The sequence below is a fragment of the Nocardia sp. NBC_01503 genome (assembly GCF_036327755.1).
GTDB lineage: Bacteria > Actinomycetota > Actinomycetes > Mycobacteriales > Mycobacteriaceae > Nocardia.
Genome location: NZ_CP109596.1, coordinates 296,351 through 311,589, shown reverse-complemented (window position 1 = coordinate 311,589; position 15,239 = coordinate 296,351). Strand labels below are relative to the sequence as shown.

14 protein-coding genes and 2 tRNA genes are annotated in these 15,239 nt (G+C 66.1%); 10 read left to right on the top strand and 6 right to left on the bottom strand.

The features are described 5' to 3' along the window. The first annotated feature begins 1 nt into the window (after nt 1). From gltX to OHB26_RS01320, 3 genes are all read left to right on the top strand, one after another. Nucleotides 2–1,462 (top strand): glutamate--tRNA ligase, encoded by a 1,461-nt coding sequence (gene gltX / locus OHB26_RS01330; protein ID WP_330182406.1) that lies wholly within the window; start codon nt 2–4, stop codon nt 1,460–1,462. 166 nt (nt 1,463–1,628) lie between these two features. Next, nucleotides 1,629–1,700: transfer RNA gene (locus OHB26_RS01325), tRNA-Gln, on the top strand. 75 nt (nt 1,701–1,775) lie between these two features. After that, nucleotides 1,776–1,848 (top strand) — tRNA-Glu (locus OHB26_RS01320). A gap of 73 nt (nt 1,849–1,921) precedes the next feature. On the opposite strand, the gene OHB26_RS01315 is transcribed toward OHB26_RS01320, so the two are convergent. After that, nucleotides 1,922–2,422, bottom strand: coding sequence for a PPOX class F420-dependent oxidoreductase (locus OHB26_RS01315; protein ID WP_330182405.1), 501 nt, complete (start codon nt 2,420–2,422; stop codon nt 1,922–1,924). Between the two features lie 254 nt (nt 2,423–2,676). Beyond that, complete coding sequence (locus OHB26_RS01310) at nt 2,677–3,378, bottom strand: IclR family transcriptional regulator (RefSeq protein ID WP_330182404.1); 702 nt, start codon at nt 3,376–3,378, stop codon at nt 2,677–2,679. Between the two features lie 135 nt (nt 3,379–3,513). Here OHB26_RS01310 and leuC point away from each other — a divergent pair, with 135 nt between their 5' ends. From leuC to OHB26_RS01295, 3 genes are all read left to right on the top strand, one after another. Further along, entirely contained in the window at nt 3,514–4,938 is a 1,425-nt protein-coding gene (leuC, locus tag OHB26_RS01305) for a 3-isopropylmalate dehydratase large subunit (RefSeq protein WP_330182403.1), read from the top strand. Between the two features lie 55 nt (nt 4,939–4,993). After that, a complete protein-coding gene (gene leuD, locus OHB26_RS01300) occupies nt 4,994–5,602 on the top strand; it encodes a 3-isopropylmalate dehydratase small subunit (RefSeq protein WP_067571623.1) in 609 nt (202 codons plus the stop codon). A gap of 156 nt (nt 5,603–5,758) precedes the next feature. Further along, nucleotides 5,759–6,394 carry an HU family DNA-binding protein gene (locus OHB26_RS01295; protein WP_330182402.1) on the top strand — a complete coding sequence of 212 codons (636 nt, stop codon included), beginning with the start codon at nt 5,759–5,761 and terminating at the stop codon, nt 6,392–6,394. A 194-nt stretch (nt 6,395–6,588) separates the two neighbouring features. Here the strand turns inward: OHB26_RS01295 and OHB26_RS01290 are convergent, their stop codons facing one another. From OHB26_RS01290 to cofC, 3 genes are all read right to left on the bottom strand, one after another. After that, nucleotides 6,589–7,542 carry an NUDIX hydrolase gene (locus OHB26_RS01290; RefSeq protein WP_330182401.1) on the bottom strand — a complete coding sequence of 318 codons (954 nt, stop codon included), beginning with the start codon at nt 7,540–7,542 and terminating at the stop codon, nt 6,589–6,591. Next, a complete protein-coding gene (locus OHB26_RS01285) occupies nt 7,539–9,722 on the bottom strand; it encodes an RNA degradosome polyphosphate kinase (protein ID WP_330182400.1) in 2,184 nt (727 codons plus the stop codon). Before OHB26_RS01285 ends, OHB26_RS01290 begins: the two co-directional genes overlap by 4 nt. A 62-nt stretch (nt 9,723–9,784) precedes the next feature. Next, nucleotides 9,785–10,474: a 2-phospho-L-lactate guanylyltransferase gene (gene cofC / locus OHB26_RS01280; RefSeq protein ID WP_330182399.1), complete on the bottom strand. Its 690-nt coding sequence runs from the start codon at nt 10,472–10,474 to the stop codon at nt 9,785–9,787. Between the two features lie 174 nt (nt 10,475–10,648). Between cofC and OHB26_RS01275 the strand changes: the two genes are divergently transcribed. The 3 genes from OHB26_RS01275 (at nt 10,649) to OHB26_RS01265 (ending at nt 13,169) form a co-directional block, all read left to right on the top strand. Continuing rightward, nucleotides 10,649–11,644, top strand: a complete 996-nt coding sequence (locus OHB26_RS01275; protein ID WP_330182398.1) for an NAD(P)H-dependent glycerol-3-phosphate dehydrogenase — start codon at nt 10,649–10,651, stop codon at nt 11,642–11,644. Nucleotides 11,645–11,687: 43 nt separating this feature from the next. Beyond that, on the top strand, nt 11,688–12,788 hold the full coding sequence (locus OHB26_RS01270) for a D-alanine--D-alanine ligase family protein (RefSeq protein WP_330182397.1): 1,101 nt from the start codon (nt 11,688–11,690) through the stop codon (nt 12,786–12,788). Nucleotides 12,789–12,869: 81 nt separating this feature from the next. After that, nucleotides 12,870–13,169, top strand: coding sequence for a DUF6191 domain-containing protein (locus OHB26_RS01265; RefSeq protein ID WP_330185451.1), 300 nt, complete (start codon nt 12,870–12,872; stop codon nt 13,167–13,169). A gap of 112 nt (nt 13,170–13,281) precedes the next feature. On the opposite strand, the gene OHB26_RS01260 is transcribed toward OHB26_RS01265, so the two are convergent. Further along, the gene (locus tag OHB26_RS01260; RefSeq protein WP_442942977.1) at nt 13,282–13,980 is read right to left on the bottom strand and encodes a DUF3515 domain-containing protein; all 699 of its coding nucleotides are present in this window, start codon (nt 13,978–13,980) and stop codon (nt 13,282–13,284) included. 278 nt (nt 13,981–14,258) lie between these two features. On the opposite strand from OHB26_RS01260, the gene OHB26_RS01255 reads away from it, so the two are divergent. Then, complete coding sequence (locus OHB26_RS01255) at nt 14,259–15,221, top strand: thiamine-phosphate kinase (RefSeq protein ID WP_330182395.1); 963 nt, start codon at nt 14,259–14,261, stop codon at nt 15,219–15,221. Nucleotides 15,222–15,239 lie beyond the last annotated feature (18 nt).

The window sequence follows — 15,239 nt, the reverse complement described above, 5'->3', positions numbered from 1 at the left end:
TATGACAGACGTTCGGGTCCGATTCTGCCCGTCCCCTACCGGCACACCGCATGTCGGCCTGGTCCGGACCGCGCTTTTCAACTGGGCCTACGCCCGCCACACCGGCGGGAAATTCGTCTTCCGCATCGAAGACACCGATGCCGCACGGGATTCCGAGGAGTCCTACCGGGCGATCCTGGACGCCCTGCGCTGGCTCGGCCTCACCTGGGACGAGGGCCCCGAGGTCGGCGGACCCTACGGTCCGTACCGGCAGTCGCAGCGCCGTGACATTCATCTCGATGTGGTGCGGCGGCTATTGGCGGCGGGGGAGGCCTACGAATCCTTCTCCACCCCAGAGGAAGTCGAGGCCCGCCACAAGGCCGCCGGACGCGATCCCAAACTGGGCTACGACAACTTCGACCGCGACCTGACGGCGGAGCAGATCGCCGCCTACAAGGCCGAGGGCCGGCCCGCGGTGATCCGGCTGCGCATGCCCGACCACGACCTCACCTGGAACGACCTGGTGCGCGGTGAGACCACCTTCCGCGCCGGTGTGGTCCCGGACTTCGCACTCACCCGCGGTAATGGCGATCCGCTCTATACGCTGGTCAATCCCGTCGACGACGCGATGATGAAGATCACCCACGTATTGCGCGGCGAGGATCTTTTGTCTTCCACTCCGCGTCAGCTCGCGCTCTATGAGTCGATGATTCGTATCGGCGTCGCCGAGCGCACCCCGGAGTTCGGCCATCTGCCGTTCGTGATGGGGCAGGGGAACAAGAAGCTGTCCAAGCGGGATCCGGAGTCGAATCTCTTCCATCATCGCGATCGGGGCTTCATTCCCGAGGGTTTGCTGAATTATCTGGCGCTGCTCGGCTGGAGCATCGCCGATGATCATGACGTCTTCTCCATGGCGGAGATGGTGGCGGCGTTCGATATATCGAAAGTTAATTCGAATCCGGCCCGTTTCGACCAGAAGAAGGCCGACGCTCTGAACGCCGAACATATTCGGTTGCTGGAGTCGGGTGATTTCGCTCACCGACTCCGTGAGTACCTCACCGAACACGGTCATATCGGCGCCGAGATCGATGAGAAGCTCTTCGCCACAGCCGCAGATTTGGTGCAGACCCGCATCGTGGTTCTGGGTGATTCATGGGATCTCTTGAAGTTCTTGTTCGTGCCCGCCGAAGATTTCTCGATCGATCCGGCGGCGAAGGAAAAGAATCTCGGCCCGGACGCACTGCCGGTATTGCGCGCGACCATCACCGCCGTGGAAGGCGTTTCGGAATGGTCGGCGGCCGCACTCGAGGAGGCGCTCAAGACCGCGCTCATCGACGAGTTGGGGCTCAAACCGCGTAAGGCGTTCACGCCCGTGCGCGTCGCGCTGACCGGATCGCACATCAGCCCGCCGCTGTACGAGTCGATGGAGCTGCTGGGCCGCGAGGTATCGCTGGACCGGCTGCGGGCCGCGCTCCCCGCGTAAACCCCGCGAGAAGTTGGCAGAGCGCCGGTGAACAACGCTCGAACAGTTCGAAAACCGGCCTCTGACCAGCCGATTTGTATATAACCCGGCTACTCCTGCTAATCTTCTTCTCGGCCGGAAGCGGTCAGGGAGTTCCCACTGGGAGCAACCTGAAAGCCCAGGTCAATGGGGTATGGTGTAATTGGCAACACAGCTGATTCTGGTTCAGCCATTCTAGGTTCGAGTCCTGGTACCCCAGCTCCGAGAGCTTTTCGAGGCTTTCGAAATGCTGGAGATTCGATGGTCCGGCCATCGAGCAGTCGACAGCAATCCTGGTCCCGTCGTCTAGCGGCCTAGGACGCCGCCCTCTCAAGGCGGTAGCGCGGGTTCAAATCCCGTCGGGACTACAAAGGTGAGGCCCTCAGCCAATCGGCTGGGGGCCTTTGCTTTTCGCGGGTGGTTACCGCCTATCTGTACTGCTCAATCCTGTTCGGCCAGCGTGCTGCCGCCCAACGGCATGGCGGGCAATCCCAGTTTGCGGTGATCCCAGCTGCGCACCCGCTCGGGCACGATGCGAATCGCGATGCGCTTGTTCAGCATCTGCTCGACGAATGGCTTCATCTCTTCGCTGTAGGGCCCGGTGTACCGCTCCCACACACTGATTCCGACCTGGAACAGCGCGTCCGCGTCCTCCACGATCTCCGCGCGGCCCTCGATGGAGACTCCGCGCAACTGGTCGTAGGTATCGCCGGCCTCGAGCAGGACGGTCACCCGCGGATCGCGGCGCAGATTCACGGCCTTCTGCGATTTGGCCTTGGTCTCGAACCAGATTTCGCCGTTGATCAGCGCGTACCACATGGCGGTCAGGTGCGGGTTGCCCGTGGCGCCGAGGGTGGCCAGGTTGGCGATTCGGCTGCGCCGCATGAAGTCCGCGATCTCCTGCTCGGACATCGTGATCTGAGCGCGTTGATTAACTCCCATCAGCCGACTGTAATTTACGCCGTATGAGCCGGATCACACCGGCTGTGAAGTGCGCGAACGCTGAGACGCGACTGCGTGAACGCCTGGGTATCCGGCGTGAATACCGCTGGGCCGCAGGCGTGTGCGCGATGCCGCCGGTGGCGAGGTTCGCGACCGGTCGGTACGCGTGGGGCCGGATGGGCTTGTGTGGCCCGAAAACGCCGATGCCCCCACCGGATTCCCGGCGGGGGCATGAAAATGGCTGTGCGGGCCCGTCAGAGCCGTTTGTGCAAGGCGTCCGCCGCCGCTACGAGATCAGCGGCCCAGCGCGCACCCGGCCGCCGCCCCATTCGATCGATCGGTCCGGAGACCGAGACGGCCGCGATCACCGCCCCCGCCGCATCGCGCACCGGTGCCGAAACGCTGGCCACCCCCGCCGCGCGCTCGGCCGCGCTCTGCGCCCAACCGCGCCGACGCACCTCGGCCAGTGCGCGCTCGCCGAAGACCGCCTCCGGCAGCACGGTTCGCTGCAATTCCAGATCCGACCAGGCCAGCAGCACTTTCGCCGCGGACCCGGCGGTCATCGGCATGCGCGCCCCGACCGGAACGGTGTCCCGCAATCCGGACGCGGGCTCCATCGAGGCCACGCAGACGCGCGCGTTCCCGTCCCGGCGGTAGAGCTGCACGCTCTCCCCGGTGATCTCGCGCAGGCGCGGAAGAATGGTCGCGGCGGCATCCAGCAGTGGATCGCTCGCGGTGGTAGCCAGCTCCGAGAGCGCGGGTCCGGGGCGCCACAGGCCCTGGCTGTCGCGGGCCAGCATGCGATGCGTCTCCAGGCCCACGGCCAGCCGATGCGCGGTGGCGCGGGGCAGGCCGGTGCGGGTGCACAACTCATTGAGGCCGCAGGGTTGCTCGGCTACGGCGTGCAGGACCGCCATGGCTTTGTCCAGAACACCGATACCGCTATGCTGTCTCATAGAACGATATTAGCGTCTCGCATGTTGGGAATTGCAAACCGGCTTCCCGGCACCAGGGCACTACCGCCCCGCGCGTCGCGATCCCCGCGTCACCAGCCCGGGCGCGGGTATGTCCTATCGAGAGGTGATGGAGCTATGGCCGATCGGCCACGCACTCTGGCGGAGAAGGTCTGGGAGCAGCACGTCGTCGTTCGCGGCGAAGGTGAAGGCGCGAACCGCGAACCCGACCTCATCTACATCGATCTGCACCTGGTGCACGAGGTCACCAGCCCGCAGGCCTTCGACGGTCTGCGCGCCGCGGGTCGTCCGGTGCGCCGCCCGGATCTCACCATCGCGACCGAGGACCACAATGTCCCGACGATCGATATCGACAAGCCGATCGCCGATCCGATCTCGCGCCTGCAGGTCGACACCCTGCGCAAGAACTGTGAGGAGTTCGGTGTTCGCCTGCACCCCATGGGCGATCTCGATCAGGGCATCGTGCACGTCGTCGGTCCGCAGTTGGGTCTGACCCAGCCGGGCACCACCGTCGTCTGCGGTGATTCGCACACCTCCACGCACGGCGCGTTCGGCGCGCTCGCAATGGGTATCGGCACCAGCGAAGTGGAACACGTTCTGGCGACGCAGACTTTGTCGCTGCGCCCGTTCAAGACCATGGCCATCAATATCGACGGCACGCTGCCCGACGGCGTCACCTCCAAGGACGTCATCCTGGCGGTGATCGCGCAGATCGGCACCGGCGGCGGTCAGGGCTATGTGCTGGAGTACCGCGGCGAGGCCGTGCGCTCGATGTCCATGGAAGCCCGGATGACCATGTGCAACATGTCGATCGAGGCCGGTGCGCGGGCGGGCATGGTCGGCCCCGACCAGACCACCTACGAGTTCCTGAAGGGCCGTCCGCACGCCCCCGAGGGCGCGGATTGGGATGCCGCCGTTGCCTCCTGGGACGCGCTGACCACCGATGAGGGCGCGACTTTCGACGCCGAGGTGCATATCGACGCCGCCGCGCTCACCCCCTTCGTGACCTGGGGTACCAACCCGGGACAGGGTCTGCCGCTGGGGGACTCGATCCCCGATCCGGAGCAGATCGTCGACGAGAACGAGCGTCAGGCGGCCGAAAAGGCCCTGCAGTACATGGACCTGAAGCCGGGTACGCCACTGCGTGATGTCACCGTCGACACTGTTTTCGTCGGCTCCTGCACCAATGGCCGGATCGAGGATTTGCGTGCGGTCGCAGACGTTCTGAAGGGCCGCAAGGTCGCCGAGAGCGTGCGCATGTTGATCGTTCCCGGCTCCATGCGGGTGCGGCTGCAGGCGGAAAACGAAGGGCTGGGCGAGATATTCACCGCGGCGGGCGCGGAATGGCGGCAGGCGGGCTGCTCGATGTGCCTGGGAATGAATCCGGATCAGCTTTCGCCCGGTCAGCGCTGCGCCTCCACCTCGAACCGGAACTTCGAAGGGCGACAGGGCAAGGGCGGTCGCACGCACCTGGTCTCACCGCTGGTCGCGGCGGCGACCGCGGTGCGCGGAACCCTGTCCTCACCGGCGGATCTCAACTGATTTCGGCTCTCCAGGCCCGTAATCCGCTGCCCTCACAGACATCAGGAGAAACACGATGGAAGCCTTCAAGGTCCACAAGGGGATCGGCGTTCCGTTCCGCCGATCCAACGTCGACACCGACCAGATCATCCCCGCCGTCTATCTGAAGCGCGTTACCCGAACGGGTTTCGAGGATGGGCTCTTCGCGGCGTGGCGAACGGATCCGAACTTCATTCTGAACGCCGAGCCCTACAACCGCGGCAGTGTGCTGGTCGCCGGTCCGGATTTCGGTACCGGTTCCTCACGCGAGCATGCGGTTTGGGCGCTGAAAGACTACGGGTTCCGGGTGGTGATCTCGTCCCGCTTCGCCGACATCTTCCGCGGAAACGCCGGTAAGGACGGGCTGCTGACGGCTCGGATGGCGCAGAGCGATGTGGAATTGCTCTGGAAGTTGCTCGAGGAACAGCCCGGTTTGGAATTGGTGACGGACCTCGAGGCGCGCACCGTGACGGCCGGAACGGTCGTGTTGCCGTTCGATATTGACGACTACACACGGTGGCGTCTGCTGGAAGGTCTGGACGACATCGGGCTCACTCTGCGGCACAGTGACCAGATCAGCCAGTTCGAAAACGCAAGGCCGACTTGGAAACCCACCACCATTCCGGCCCGTATTTCGCAGACGTAATCGTTTGGGGGCGTTAGCTGAACGCCCCCAAACGAGGTAGCTGGTCGTAAGCCATCTCTCATCAAAATGGGTGTGGCAGATAGACTCTTGCTCAAAGAAGGTTTACCGTGGTACCTAGTCGGTCCGACGACGGGCCATTAGTCTGCGGAGGATTCAATGAACAAGGCGGAACTGATCGATGTTCTGACCGAGAAGTTGGGTACTGACAGGCGCACCGCTACTGCTGCAGTCGAGCAGATGGTAGATACGATCGTGCGTGCTGTGAACAAAGGTCAGAGCGTCACCATCACGGGATTCGGTGTCTTCGAACAGCGTAAGCGCGCAGCGCGCGTTGCTCGGAACCCGCGTACCGGTGAAACCGTCAAGGTGAAGCCGACTTCGGTGCCTGCCTTCCGTCCGGGTGCGCAGTTCAAGGCGATCATCGCCGGTAAGCAGAAGATCACCGCGAGCGGCCCGGCCGTGAAACGTGGTGTGGCTGCTCCGGTGTCGGGCAAGCCGGCCGGCGCGAAGAAGGCCGCTGCCAAGAAGACCGCCAAGAAGGCCGCCACCAAGGCACCGGCCAAGACCACGGCCAAGAAGGCTGCCACCAAGGCTCCCGCCAAGAAGGCTGCCGTCAAGAAGGCAGTCACCAAGGCTGCCGCCAAGAAGGCTCCGGCCAAGGCCGCCAAGAAGGCTCCGGCCAAGAAGGCAGCCGTCAAGGCCACCGCGGTCAAGAAGGCCACCGCCAAGAAGGCTCCGGCCAAGAAGGCTCCGGCCAAGAAGACCGCGGCGAAGCGCACCGCCCGTCGCTGACGGACCGAACCGCCCGTCACAGACGGGTTTTCGGAGCAACACAACATGTGAGACGGCCCGGCATCGCCGGGCCGTTTCGCACGTTCGGGATAGTTGTTCTTGTGCATTCGGCCCGTCAGAGGCCGGAAATGGTTCGGCCGCCGGGTAATTGCCGCAAATCTCTAGTGGCAAATCTCCCGGCGGCTCGAAATCCCCTAGCGCGGAATGTCGGTCGGGTTCAATGCCCGATCCAGATGGTCGGCCGCGACCAGTCGGCCCCGGTGCACCGAGAGCACCCAGACACTGCCCTTGCGATTGCGTGCGGCCGGCAGCGTGACACCGTCCTTCTCCGCCCACCACGCCAGCAGATTCGGAATCACCTTGCCCTGACTGCAGATCACCGGAACGGCATGATCGGAAACAAGATCACGAATGCGTTTCCGGGCGGCGTCCGGGGTGGCGGCATAACCGGCCTCGGAGAACTGCGGCTCCAGTTCGATGTCCACGCCGAGGTTTTCGGCGAGCGGGGTCACGGTTTGGACACAGCGCAGCGGTGGGGCGGAATGAATTTCGGTGGCGCCGAAGCCGATCAGATTCGGCACCAGTCCGGCAGCCTGTGCGCGCCCGGCCTTTTCGAGCGGGCGTTCATCGTCCGGGCCCGAGAATCGCTCCCGCCGACCCGCCTTGGCATGCCGCACCAGCAGCATGGTGGCCGTATCCGGCGGCAGCCGAAGGAAATTGCGCACGATATGGCGATCCATGGGGTACGACAGCGCGTCCATGAGCCCGTCCACTCGATGCCACTGGAGCACATCGACTTCCGCGTTGGATTCGAACTCGCCACCGAGAATCTGTGCGGCCCAATAGTCCACGCGCTTGATCTTGCGATGCCCGGTCACCGGGTAGGTGACGTGCCCGAGGTAGCGGCCGAGCCGGGAGCGGATTCCGGTCTCCTCGGCCACTTCTCGCACCGCGGCGACCACCGGGGTCTCACCGGGATCCAGTTTTCCCTTGGGCAGGGACCAGTCGTCGTACTTGAGTCGGTGTACCAGGGCGATCTCCACCGCCCCATCGGCCGCGTAACGCCACAGCACCGCCCCCGCGGCCGGAATGTTCGCGGAGACCCTGGGGTCCGGGAAATCGGCGGCGGGGGAATTCGATGGTGTCATGGGCGATCCGGACGTCGCAGTCGCATGAGGTGTTCCTGATGGTCGCGGATCTCTTCACCGGCGACATCCGGATCGGGCTGGGCCACCCAGCTGCCGTCCGGCCGCAGCACCCAGCAGCGGGTGGTGGGGTAGAGGGCGGAGTCGAAGACCTCGCCCAGCTGCTGCGCCAGTTTCGGATCCTTCACCTGTGCCAGCACTTCCACGCGCCGGTCCAGATTGCGGTGCATCATGTCGGCGCTGCCGATCCAGTATTGATTCTGGGCCGCGAAGTGCAGGATGCGCGAATGCTCCAGGTAGCGGCCGAGAATCGAGCGCACCTCGATGTTCTCGCTCATTCCGGGGACACCCGGGCGCAGCCCGCAGATACCGCGGACCACCACCTGAACCGGTACGCCCGCCTGGGAGGCCCGGTACAGCGCGTCGATGATCTGCTCGTCGACCAGAGCGTTGGCCTTCAAGCGGATTCGCGCCGGTTCGCCCTGCGCGGCCAGCTCCACCTCGCGCTCGATGCGCTCCACGATGCCCTGTCGCACCCCGCTGGGGGCGACGAGCAGATTGCGGTAGCTCGCTTTCCGGGAGTATCCGGTGAGCGAGTTGAACAGGTCGGTGAGGTCCGCGCCGATCTCCGGTGCGGCAGTGAGCAATCCGACATCCTCGTACAGGCGCGCGGTCTTGGGGTTGTAGTTGCCGGTGCCGATATGGCAGTAGCGGCGGATGGTCGCGCCCTCGCGCCGCACCACCAGGCAGGTCTTGCAGTGCGTCTTGAGGCCGACCAGGCCGTAGACCACGTGCACGCCCGCCTGCTCCAGTGCGCGAGCCCATTTGATGTTGGCCTGTTCGTCGAAGCGGGCCTTGATCTCGACCAGCGCGACGACCTGTTTACCGGCCTCGGCGGCGTCGATGAGCGCGTTCACGATGGGGGAGTCGCCGGAGGTGCGGTACAGCGTCTGTTTGATCGCCAGCACCTGCGGATCGGCGGCGGCCTGTTCGATGAAGCGCTGCACGCTGGTGGAGAAGGAGTCGTACGGGTGGTGCACCAGCACATCGCCCTCGCGCAGCGCCGCGAAAACGTTTCGGGGCGTTTCCCGTTCACCGAAGGCGGGCGGGGTGGCGGGTACGTACGGGGCGTCCTTGAGGTTGGGCCGGTCCACGCCGTACACCTGCCACAGGCAGGACAGATCGAGCAGGCCCGGTACCTGGATGACATCGCCGGGATCCACATCCAGTTCGCGCAGCAGCAGCTCCAGCATGTGCTCGGTCATATCGTCCGAGACCTCGAGCCGCACCGGCGAGCCGAAGCGACGGCGGGCGAGTTCGCGCTCCAGGGCCTGCAGCAGGTCCTCGTCGCGATCCTCCTCGACCTCGAGGTCGGCGTTACGGGTGATGCGGAACGAATGATGTTCCACCACTTCCATTCCCGGGAAGAGCTGCTCCAGATGCGCGGCGATCAGTTCTTCCATGGGCAGGAACGGGGCCAGGGTGTGCGGGGCGCCGGATTCGCGCGGCGAACGGCGAACGCGCACAAAGCGGTCCACATTGTCAGGCACCTTGACGCGGGCGAAATGCTCACCGCCGGTGACCGAATCCTTCACCGTCACAGCAAGATTCAGGCTCAGGCCGCTGATGTACGGGAACGGGTGCGCGGGATCCACGGCCAGTGGGGTCAGCACCGGGAAGACCTGATCCTGGAAATACCCGGACAGGCGCTGCTTCTCGCCGTCGTCGAGATCGGCCCAGCGGGTGATGGCGATGTTCTCGGCGGTGAGCGCGGGCAGCACCTGATCCAGGAAGACCCGGGCATGGCGGGCCGCCAGATCCTGGGTGCGGGCCGCGATCATCTCCAACTGCTCGGTGGGGGAGAGCCCGTCGGCGGAGCGCACCGACAGGCCGGTCTCCGCACGGCGTTTCAGACCGGCGACGCGGACCATATAGAACTCGTCGAGATTCGACGCGAAAATGGCGAGGAATTTCGCGCGCTCCAACAGGGGCTGCGAGGTGTCCTCCGCGAGCGCCAGCACCCGGGCATTGAAATCGAGCCAGCTGAGTTCCCGGTTGAGGTACCGGTCCGCTGGCAAACGCGTGGCAGTCGCGGCCGTGGGCGGTGGGGTTGCCGCGGGCGGGGCCGCGGGTAGTAGCGGCGGTTGCTTGACGGTATCCGTATCGCTCACTCTCACGATCATTCCTTATGTCGTGTGCGGGGTGCCGTTCTGACACCGTCCATTGCAGCGCAGATCACGCCCGGTCAGCACCGTGAGGAGCCCGCCGCGTGGACATGTTTTGCTGCCTGACACGCCCGCGACACGCCGATTTCACTGAGCAGCGTGCCGGTGGCAACCCCGACGCCGAGATCGGCGGCGCGGTCCAGATCGGCGGCGGTGTCGACGTCCTGGCGCAATCCCGGCCAGTCCCCGAGCAATTCCACCGCGCCCGCCGCGATATGCCTGCGGGCCGAATCGGGGCCGAACAACGGGTTCAGCGCCGCGGCCGGATCACGCACCAGCAGGGCGACGGTGCCGCTGCCCTCGTGATCGGCCACCACCGAACGCCGATGTCCGGCGACGGTCAGCATGTCGGTCAACTCCTGCGGGCGCAGCGCGGGCAGATCGGCTTGCAGGGCAAGCAGATCGACCGGACCGTGCGCCGCCCGGATCGCCTCGGCGCCGGCCGCCAGCGCGGCATTGAGACCACCGGGGACGGCGGGCTCGGGTTGTACGCGCGCGCCGAGACCGCGCACCAGATCACGCACCGTGGGGTCCGGCGTCACCACCGTCACCGAAGCGATACCCACCGTGGCCACCGCCGCACCGACCGTATCGGTCAGCATCGCCAACACCAGTCGCGGCCGGTCCTGCGGTCGCAACCGATCAGCGAGCCGACTTTTGGCCAGCTCGAGATTCTTCACCGCGATCACGGCGTGCACGGTCGACCGCATGCCCGAATCCTCCCACTCCAACGTGACAGCTGTATGAGCACCCGCCCACGCACGTCGTTAACCCGCGCCGGGCGGTATGGCTTCCCCGGTTCCGATGTGGTTTCTCCAGAGTGCCGCAAGATCCGCTGTGCGATGCTCGGCGCGGTCGATTTCAGGCGCGCATATATTGGGCAGATGGCTAGGGCAGCGGTGTTGGGAGCGGGGTCCTGGGGGACCGCGTTCGCGAAGGTGTTGGCGGAGGCGGGGACCGAGGTCACCATGTGGGCTCGGCGGCCGGAGGTGGCGAAAGTCCTTGCGAGTGAGCATCGGAATCCGTGGTATCTGCCGGAGGTGACGCTGCCGCCGATCGGTGCGACCGATGATCATCGGATCGCGTTGGAGGGCGCGGACATTGTCGTGCTGGCGGTGCCGTCGCAGTCGCTGCGGGCCAATCTCGCGCAGTGGCAGCCCGATATCCCGGGTGATGCCACACTGCTGAGTCTGGCCAAGGGCATCGAGACCGGGACGCTGCTGCGGATGAGTCAGGTCATCTCCGAAGTCAGTGGGGCGGATCCGAGTCGGGTGGCGGTGCTTTCGGGGCCGAACCTGGCGCATGAGGTGGCGGCGCGGCAGCCGACCGCGACGGTGATCGCGTGTACCGATACCGCGCGGGCCGAGGCGGTGCAGCACGCGAGCGCCACCGGATACTTCCGGCCGTACACCAACAGCGATGTGATCGGCTGTGAAATCGGCGGGGCCTGCAAGAACGTCATCGCGCTCGCCTGCGGTATCGCCTCGGGAATGGGATTGGGCGACAACTCGATCGCGAGTCTGATCACCCGCGGACTGGCCGAGATCATTCGCCTGGGCGTGGCGGTCGGCGCCGAACCGGTGACCCTGGCCGGGCTGGCGGGGGTCGGCGATCTGGTCGCCACCTGCACCTCACCGCTCTCGCGCAATCGTTCGTTCGGACATGCGCTCGGTGCGGGCGGCACCATCGAATCCGCGCAGCAGGCCACTCATGGTCAGGTCGCCGAGGGTGTGAAGTCCTGCACATCGGTGCGGGCACTGGCCGCGGCGCACGGAGTCGAGATGCCGTTGACCAATGCCATGCATCAGGTCTGCCACGAGGGGCTGCCCACCGCCGATGCGGTCGGACAGCTGCTGGGCCGCCGCCTCAAATCGGAGTGACCGCGTAACCGCGCTGCCATCGCCGCCGGATATGGTTCCGGGCATGACCAACAGGATCCGGGTGGCGGTGGTGTTCGGCGGGCGCAGCAACGAGCATGGCGTCTCGTGTGTGTCGGCCCGAACGGTCTTGGGCAGCCTCGATCCCGAACGGTACGAGGCGGTTCCGATCGGCATCACCCGCGAGGGCACCTGGGTGCTGAACTCCGCGGACTCGCGGGCGCTCACCGCGGACGCGAGCCGGGAACTGCCGTCGGTGGATTCGACGGGCACCGAGCTGACCCTGGCCGCCGACCCCAGTCGCGCCGGTGGGCTGGTCCCGCTGGACAGTGCGGATGGGGTGCTCGGCGGTGTGGATCTGGTGTTCCCGGTACTGCACGGCCCCTTCGGCGAGGACGGCACCCTGCAGGGTCTGCTGGAGCTGGCCGGGGTGCCGTATGTCGGCCCGGGCGTACTGGCCTCCGCCGCCGGAATGGATAAGGAGTTCACCAAGAAACTCCTTGCCGCGGAAGGACTTCCGATCGGTATCCAGGTGGTGCTGCGGCCCGGCGTCGCGGTGCTGTCGGAGGCGGACCGGGATCGGCTCGGACTGCCGGTGTTCGTCAAGCCCGCACGCGGCGGGTCCTCCATCGGTATCACCAAGGTCGACACCTGGGATGCGCTCGATGCCGCGATTGCCGTTGCGCGCCAGCACGATCCGAAGGTGATCATCGAGGCCGGAATCGTGGGCCGCGAAGTCGAGTGCGGCGTACTGGAATTCCCGGACGGCCGGGTGGAAGCCAGTGTGGTGGCGGAGATTCGGATGCCCGAGGAGACGCCCGAGGGGCCGGAGTTCTACGACTTCGACACCAAGTATCTCGATGACGTCTGCGAATTCGATGTGCCCGCCAAGTTGGACGATGATGTATCGCAACAGATTCGGGAGCTCGCGGTCCAGGCTTTTCGCGCCCTGGACTGTCAGGGTCTGGCCCGCGTCGACTTCTTCGTCACCGCGGCCGGCCCGGTGATCAACGAGATCAACACCATGCCCGGTTTCACCGCCATCTCCATGTACCCGCGCATGTGGGAGGCGACCGGTATCGGCCGCCGCGAACTGGTGACCACCCTGGTGGAGACCGCGCTCGCGCGCGGTACCGGCCTGCGCTGAATCCCCCGCATGGGTGACTGCCGTCCGACTTCGGAACGATGGCAGTCACCGGTGCCGCTGGGTAGCCTGAAAGCCGTGCTCATGGCGATGACCATTCCCGGATTGGCCCTGCTGATTATCGTGGTGGCCTTCGCCGAGGTCGCCTATCGCAAGGTGAGCGGTCGCGCCGGACTCCCGTGGATGCGTGATCCCGCGGAGTCCGAGGGGCGCAGCGCCGCCGCCGTCGGCTTCGAGACCTTCGGCTCGGTGTTCGACCCCGGCAAGAAGCTCGAATTCGAGCAGCGCCAATCGGTTCTCATGCATCGCGAGAATCCGGGGGACGGGGATGAAGGTGTGAACGTCGACCTCACCGCGGGCAAAGTCAAGATCCGGAAAGTCTGAAGCGCGCCGAGCTGGGATACACCCGACTGACGGAGATCCCGGCCAAAAGCGCGCCGGGATGTCGAGGGAGTGTCCTTGACCGAGCGTGCCCACGGGTGGGCGGCGCAACACCTCAGTTGGGCAGCGGTCCCGGGTCGAGCGGCTGCTGCGGGATCGCCTTGGTGATGGCGTCCGAAATCTCTTGTAGCGGAGTCGGTCCCGCGTTGTCGGGCATGGTCAACGCGATGTAGGTGCCGCGATCGACCGCCCAGTAGGTGCCCGATGCCGCGCCGCTGGTCTGATCGCGCACATCGAACCAGTTGACATTGTTCACGACCTGCAGGGGTGAGGCGCGATTGAATTCGAGCGGCCGATCCAGGCCGCAGCGCAGCACGATCGCATCCCCGCCGTCGGCCTGCTGCCACGCCTTTGCGCCATCGGGAGCGGGCTGGACCAGTTCGGAGACGGTGTAGTCGCCGAGCTTGTCCGGCAGCGCGGGCAGCAGCGCCGAACACTGCGGACCGGTCGCCGCGGGAGCCTGCACCGCACCCAGCACCAGGGGTTCGCGAGCCGGATGCCGATTCGCCAGCACACCCATGACGAGCACACCCGCGACCAGGGCGATCGGCAGCGCGATGGCGGTGGCGATCAGCGCGGGGGAGCGGCGCTCCGCCGGCTCATCGTCCTCGGCCGAGGCAACCGCGGCCGTGCTCCGCTCCGCGTCGTCCGCGTCGCTCGAATCCGCGGTCGCGGACTTCGGCGTTCCCGCTGACTCGGGTGTCGACTCGGCCGCGGTGTCCGCGTGCTCGGCGGGCTGCTTCGCGATATCCACCGTGCCGGGCTCTGCGGTTTCGGGCGTGCCGGATTCCGGTTCGCTGCCGCGGGTGTCGTTGCTCATCCGGTCGTCGGTCCCCGATCGTGCCGTGCCGGACACAGCGCGTCCCGGCTGGTGGTCGTCGATTTCGTGTCCGAGGGTACCGTTTCGGGGTCCGAGGTCCGCAGCCCACTCACGCCGAGGAGATCGTCATCACCGCCAGCAGCAGGCGTCGCGGTTCCCAGAGCCGCGCCGCTGTCGATCGCTTTCCCGGATACGCCGGTGATGCGCAGACGGTGCGCGAGCTCGGAGAGTTCGGGTTGATCGCGCGGATCAACGCGGGGCGTAAGCAGGGACCGGGGGTGCTGCTCGGGCCGGGCGATGACGCCGCGGTGGTGGCCGCGCCGGAGGGCCGGTTCGTGGTGACAACGGACATGTTGGTGCAAGACCGGCATTTCCGGCTGGACTGGTCCAGTGGGCATGACATCGGGCGCAAAGCCATCGCGCAGAACGCGGCCGATGTGGTGGCCATGGGTGCGACGCCGAGCGCGTTCGTGGTCTCCTTCGGCTGCCCGCCGGAGACCCCGGTCGATTTCGTCACCGATCTCGCGGATGGCATGTGGGCCGAGGCCGAGCGTGCGGGCGCCTCCATCGCGGGCGGTGATGTGGTGCGCGCCCCGCTGCTGGTGATCTCGGTGACCGCGTTCGGTGATCCGGCGGGGCGTGAGCCGATCCTGAAGTCGGGTGCGCGGCCGGGTGATGTGGTGGCCGTTGCCGGTCTGCTCGGTTGGTCCGCGGCGGGGCTTGCGCTCCTGCTCGACGGCGACAATTCGGAGAACTATCGCTGCGTCGATGCCTCGGATTGGCCGGATGCCGTTGCCGTGCACAAGGTTCCGCAGCCGCCGTACGCCGCTGTGCTGACTTTGCCGCCCGAGACGAAGATCAATGCCCTCACCGATGTCTCCGACGGCCTCCTGGCTGATTTGGGGCATATTGCCGAATCATCCGGTGTAGCCATCGATCTCGACTCCGCGGCACTGGACGATCCGCTGCTGGAGACGATCGCACAAGCCCTCGACGCAAGCGCCCTCGACTGGATTCTGGCCGGTGGTGAGGACCATGCCTTCGCCGCCACTTTTCCGGATTCCGTTGCTCTGCCAGCGGGTTGGGTGCGAATCGGCCGAGTCGCCGAAGGTTCGGGCGTTACCGTGGACGGCATCGCCCGAACCGGACCTGCCGGTTGGGAATCCTTCGCTTAGGTGGGTGGTCTTCCCTCG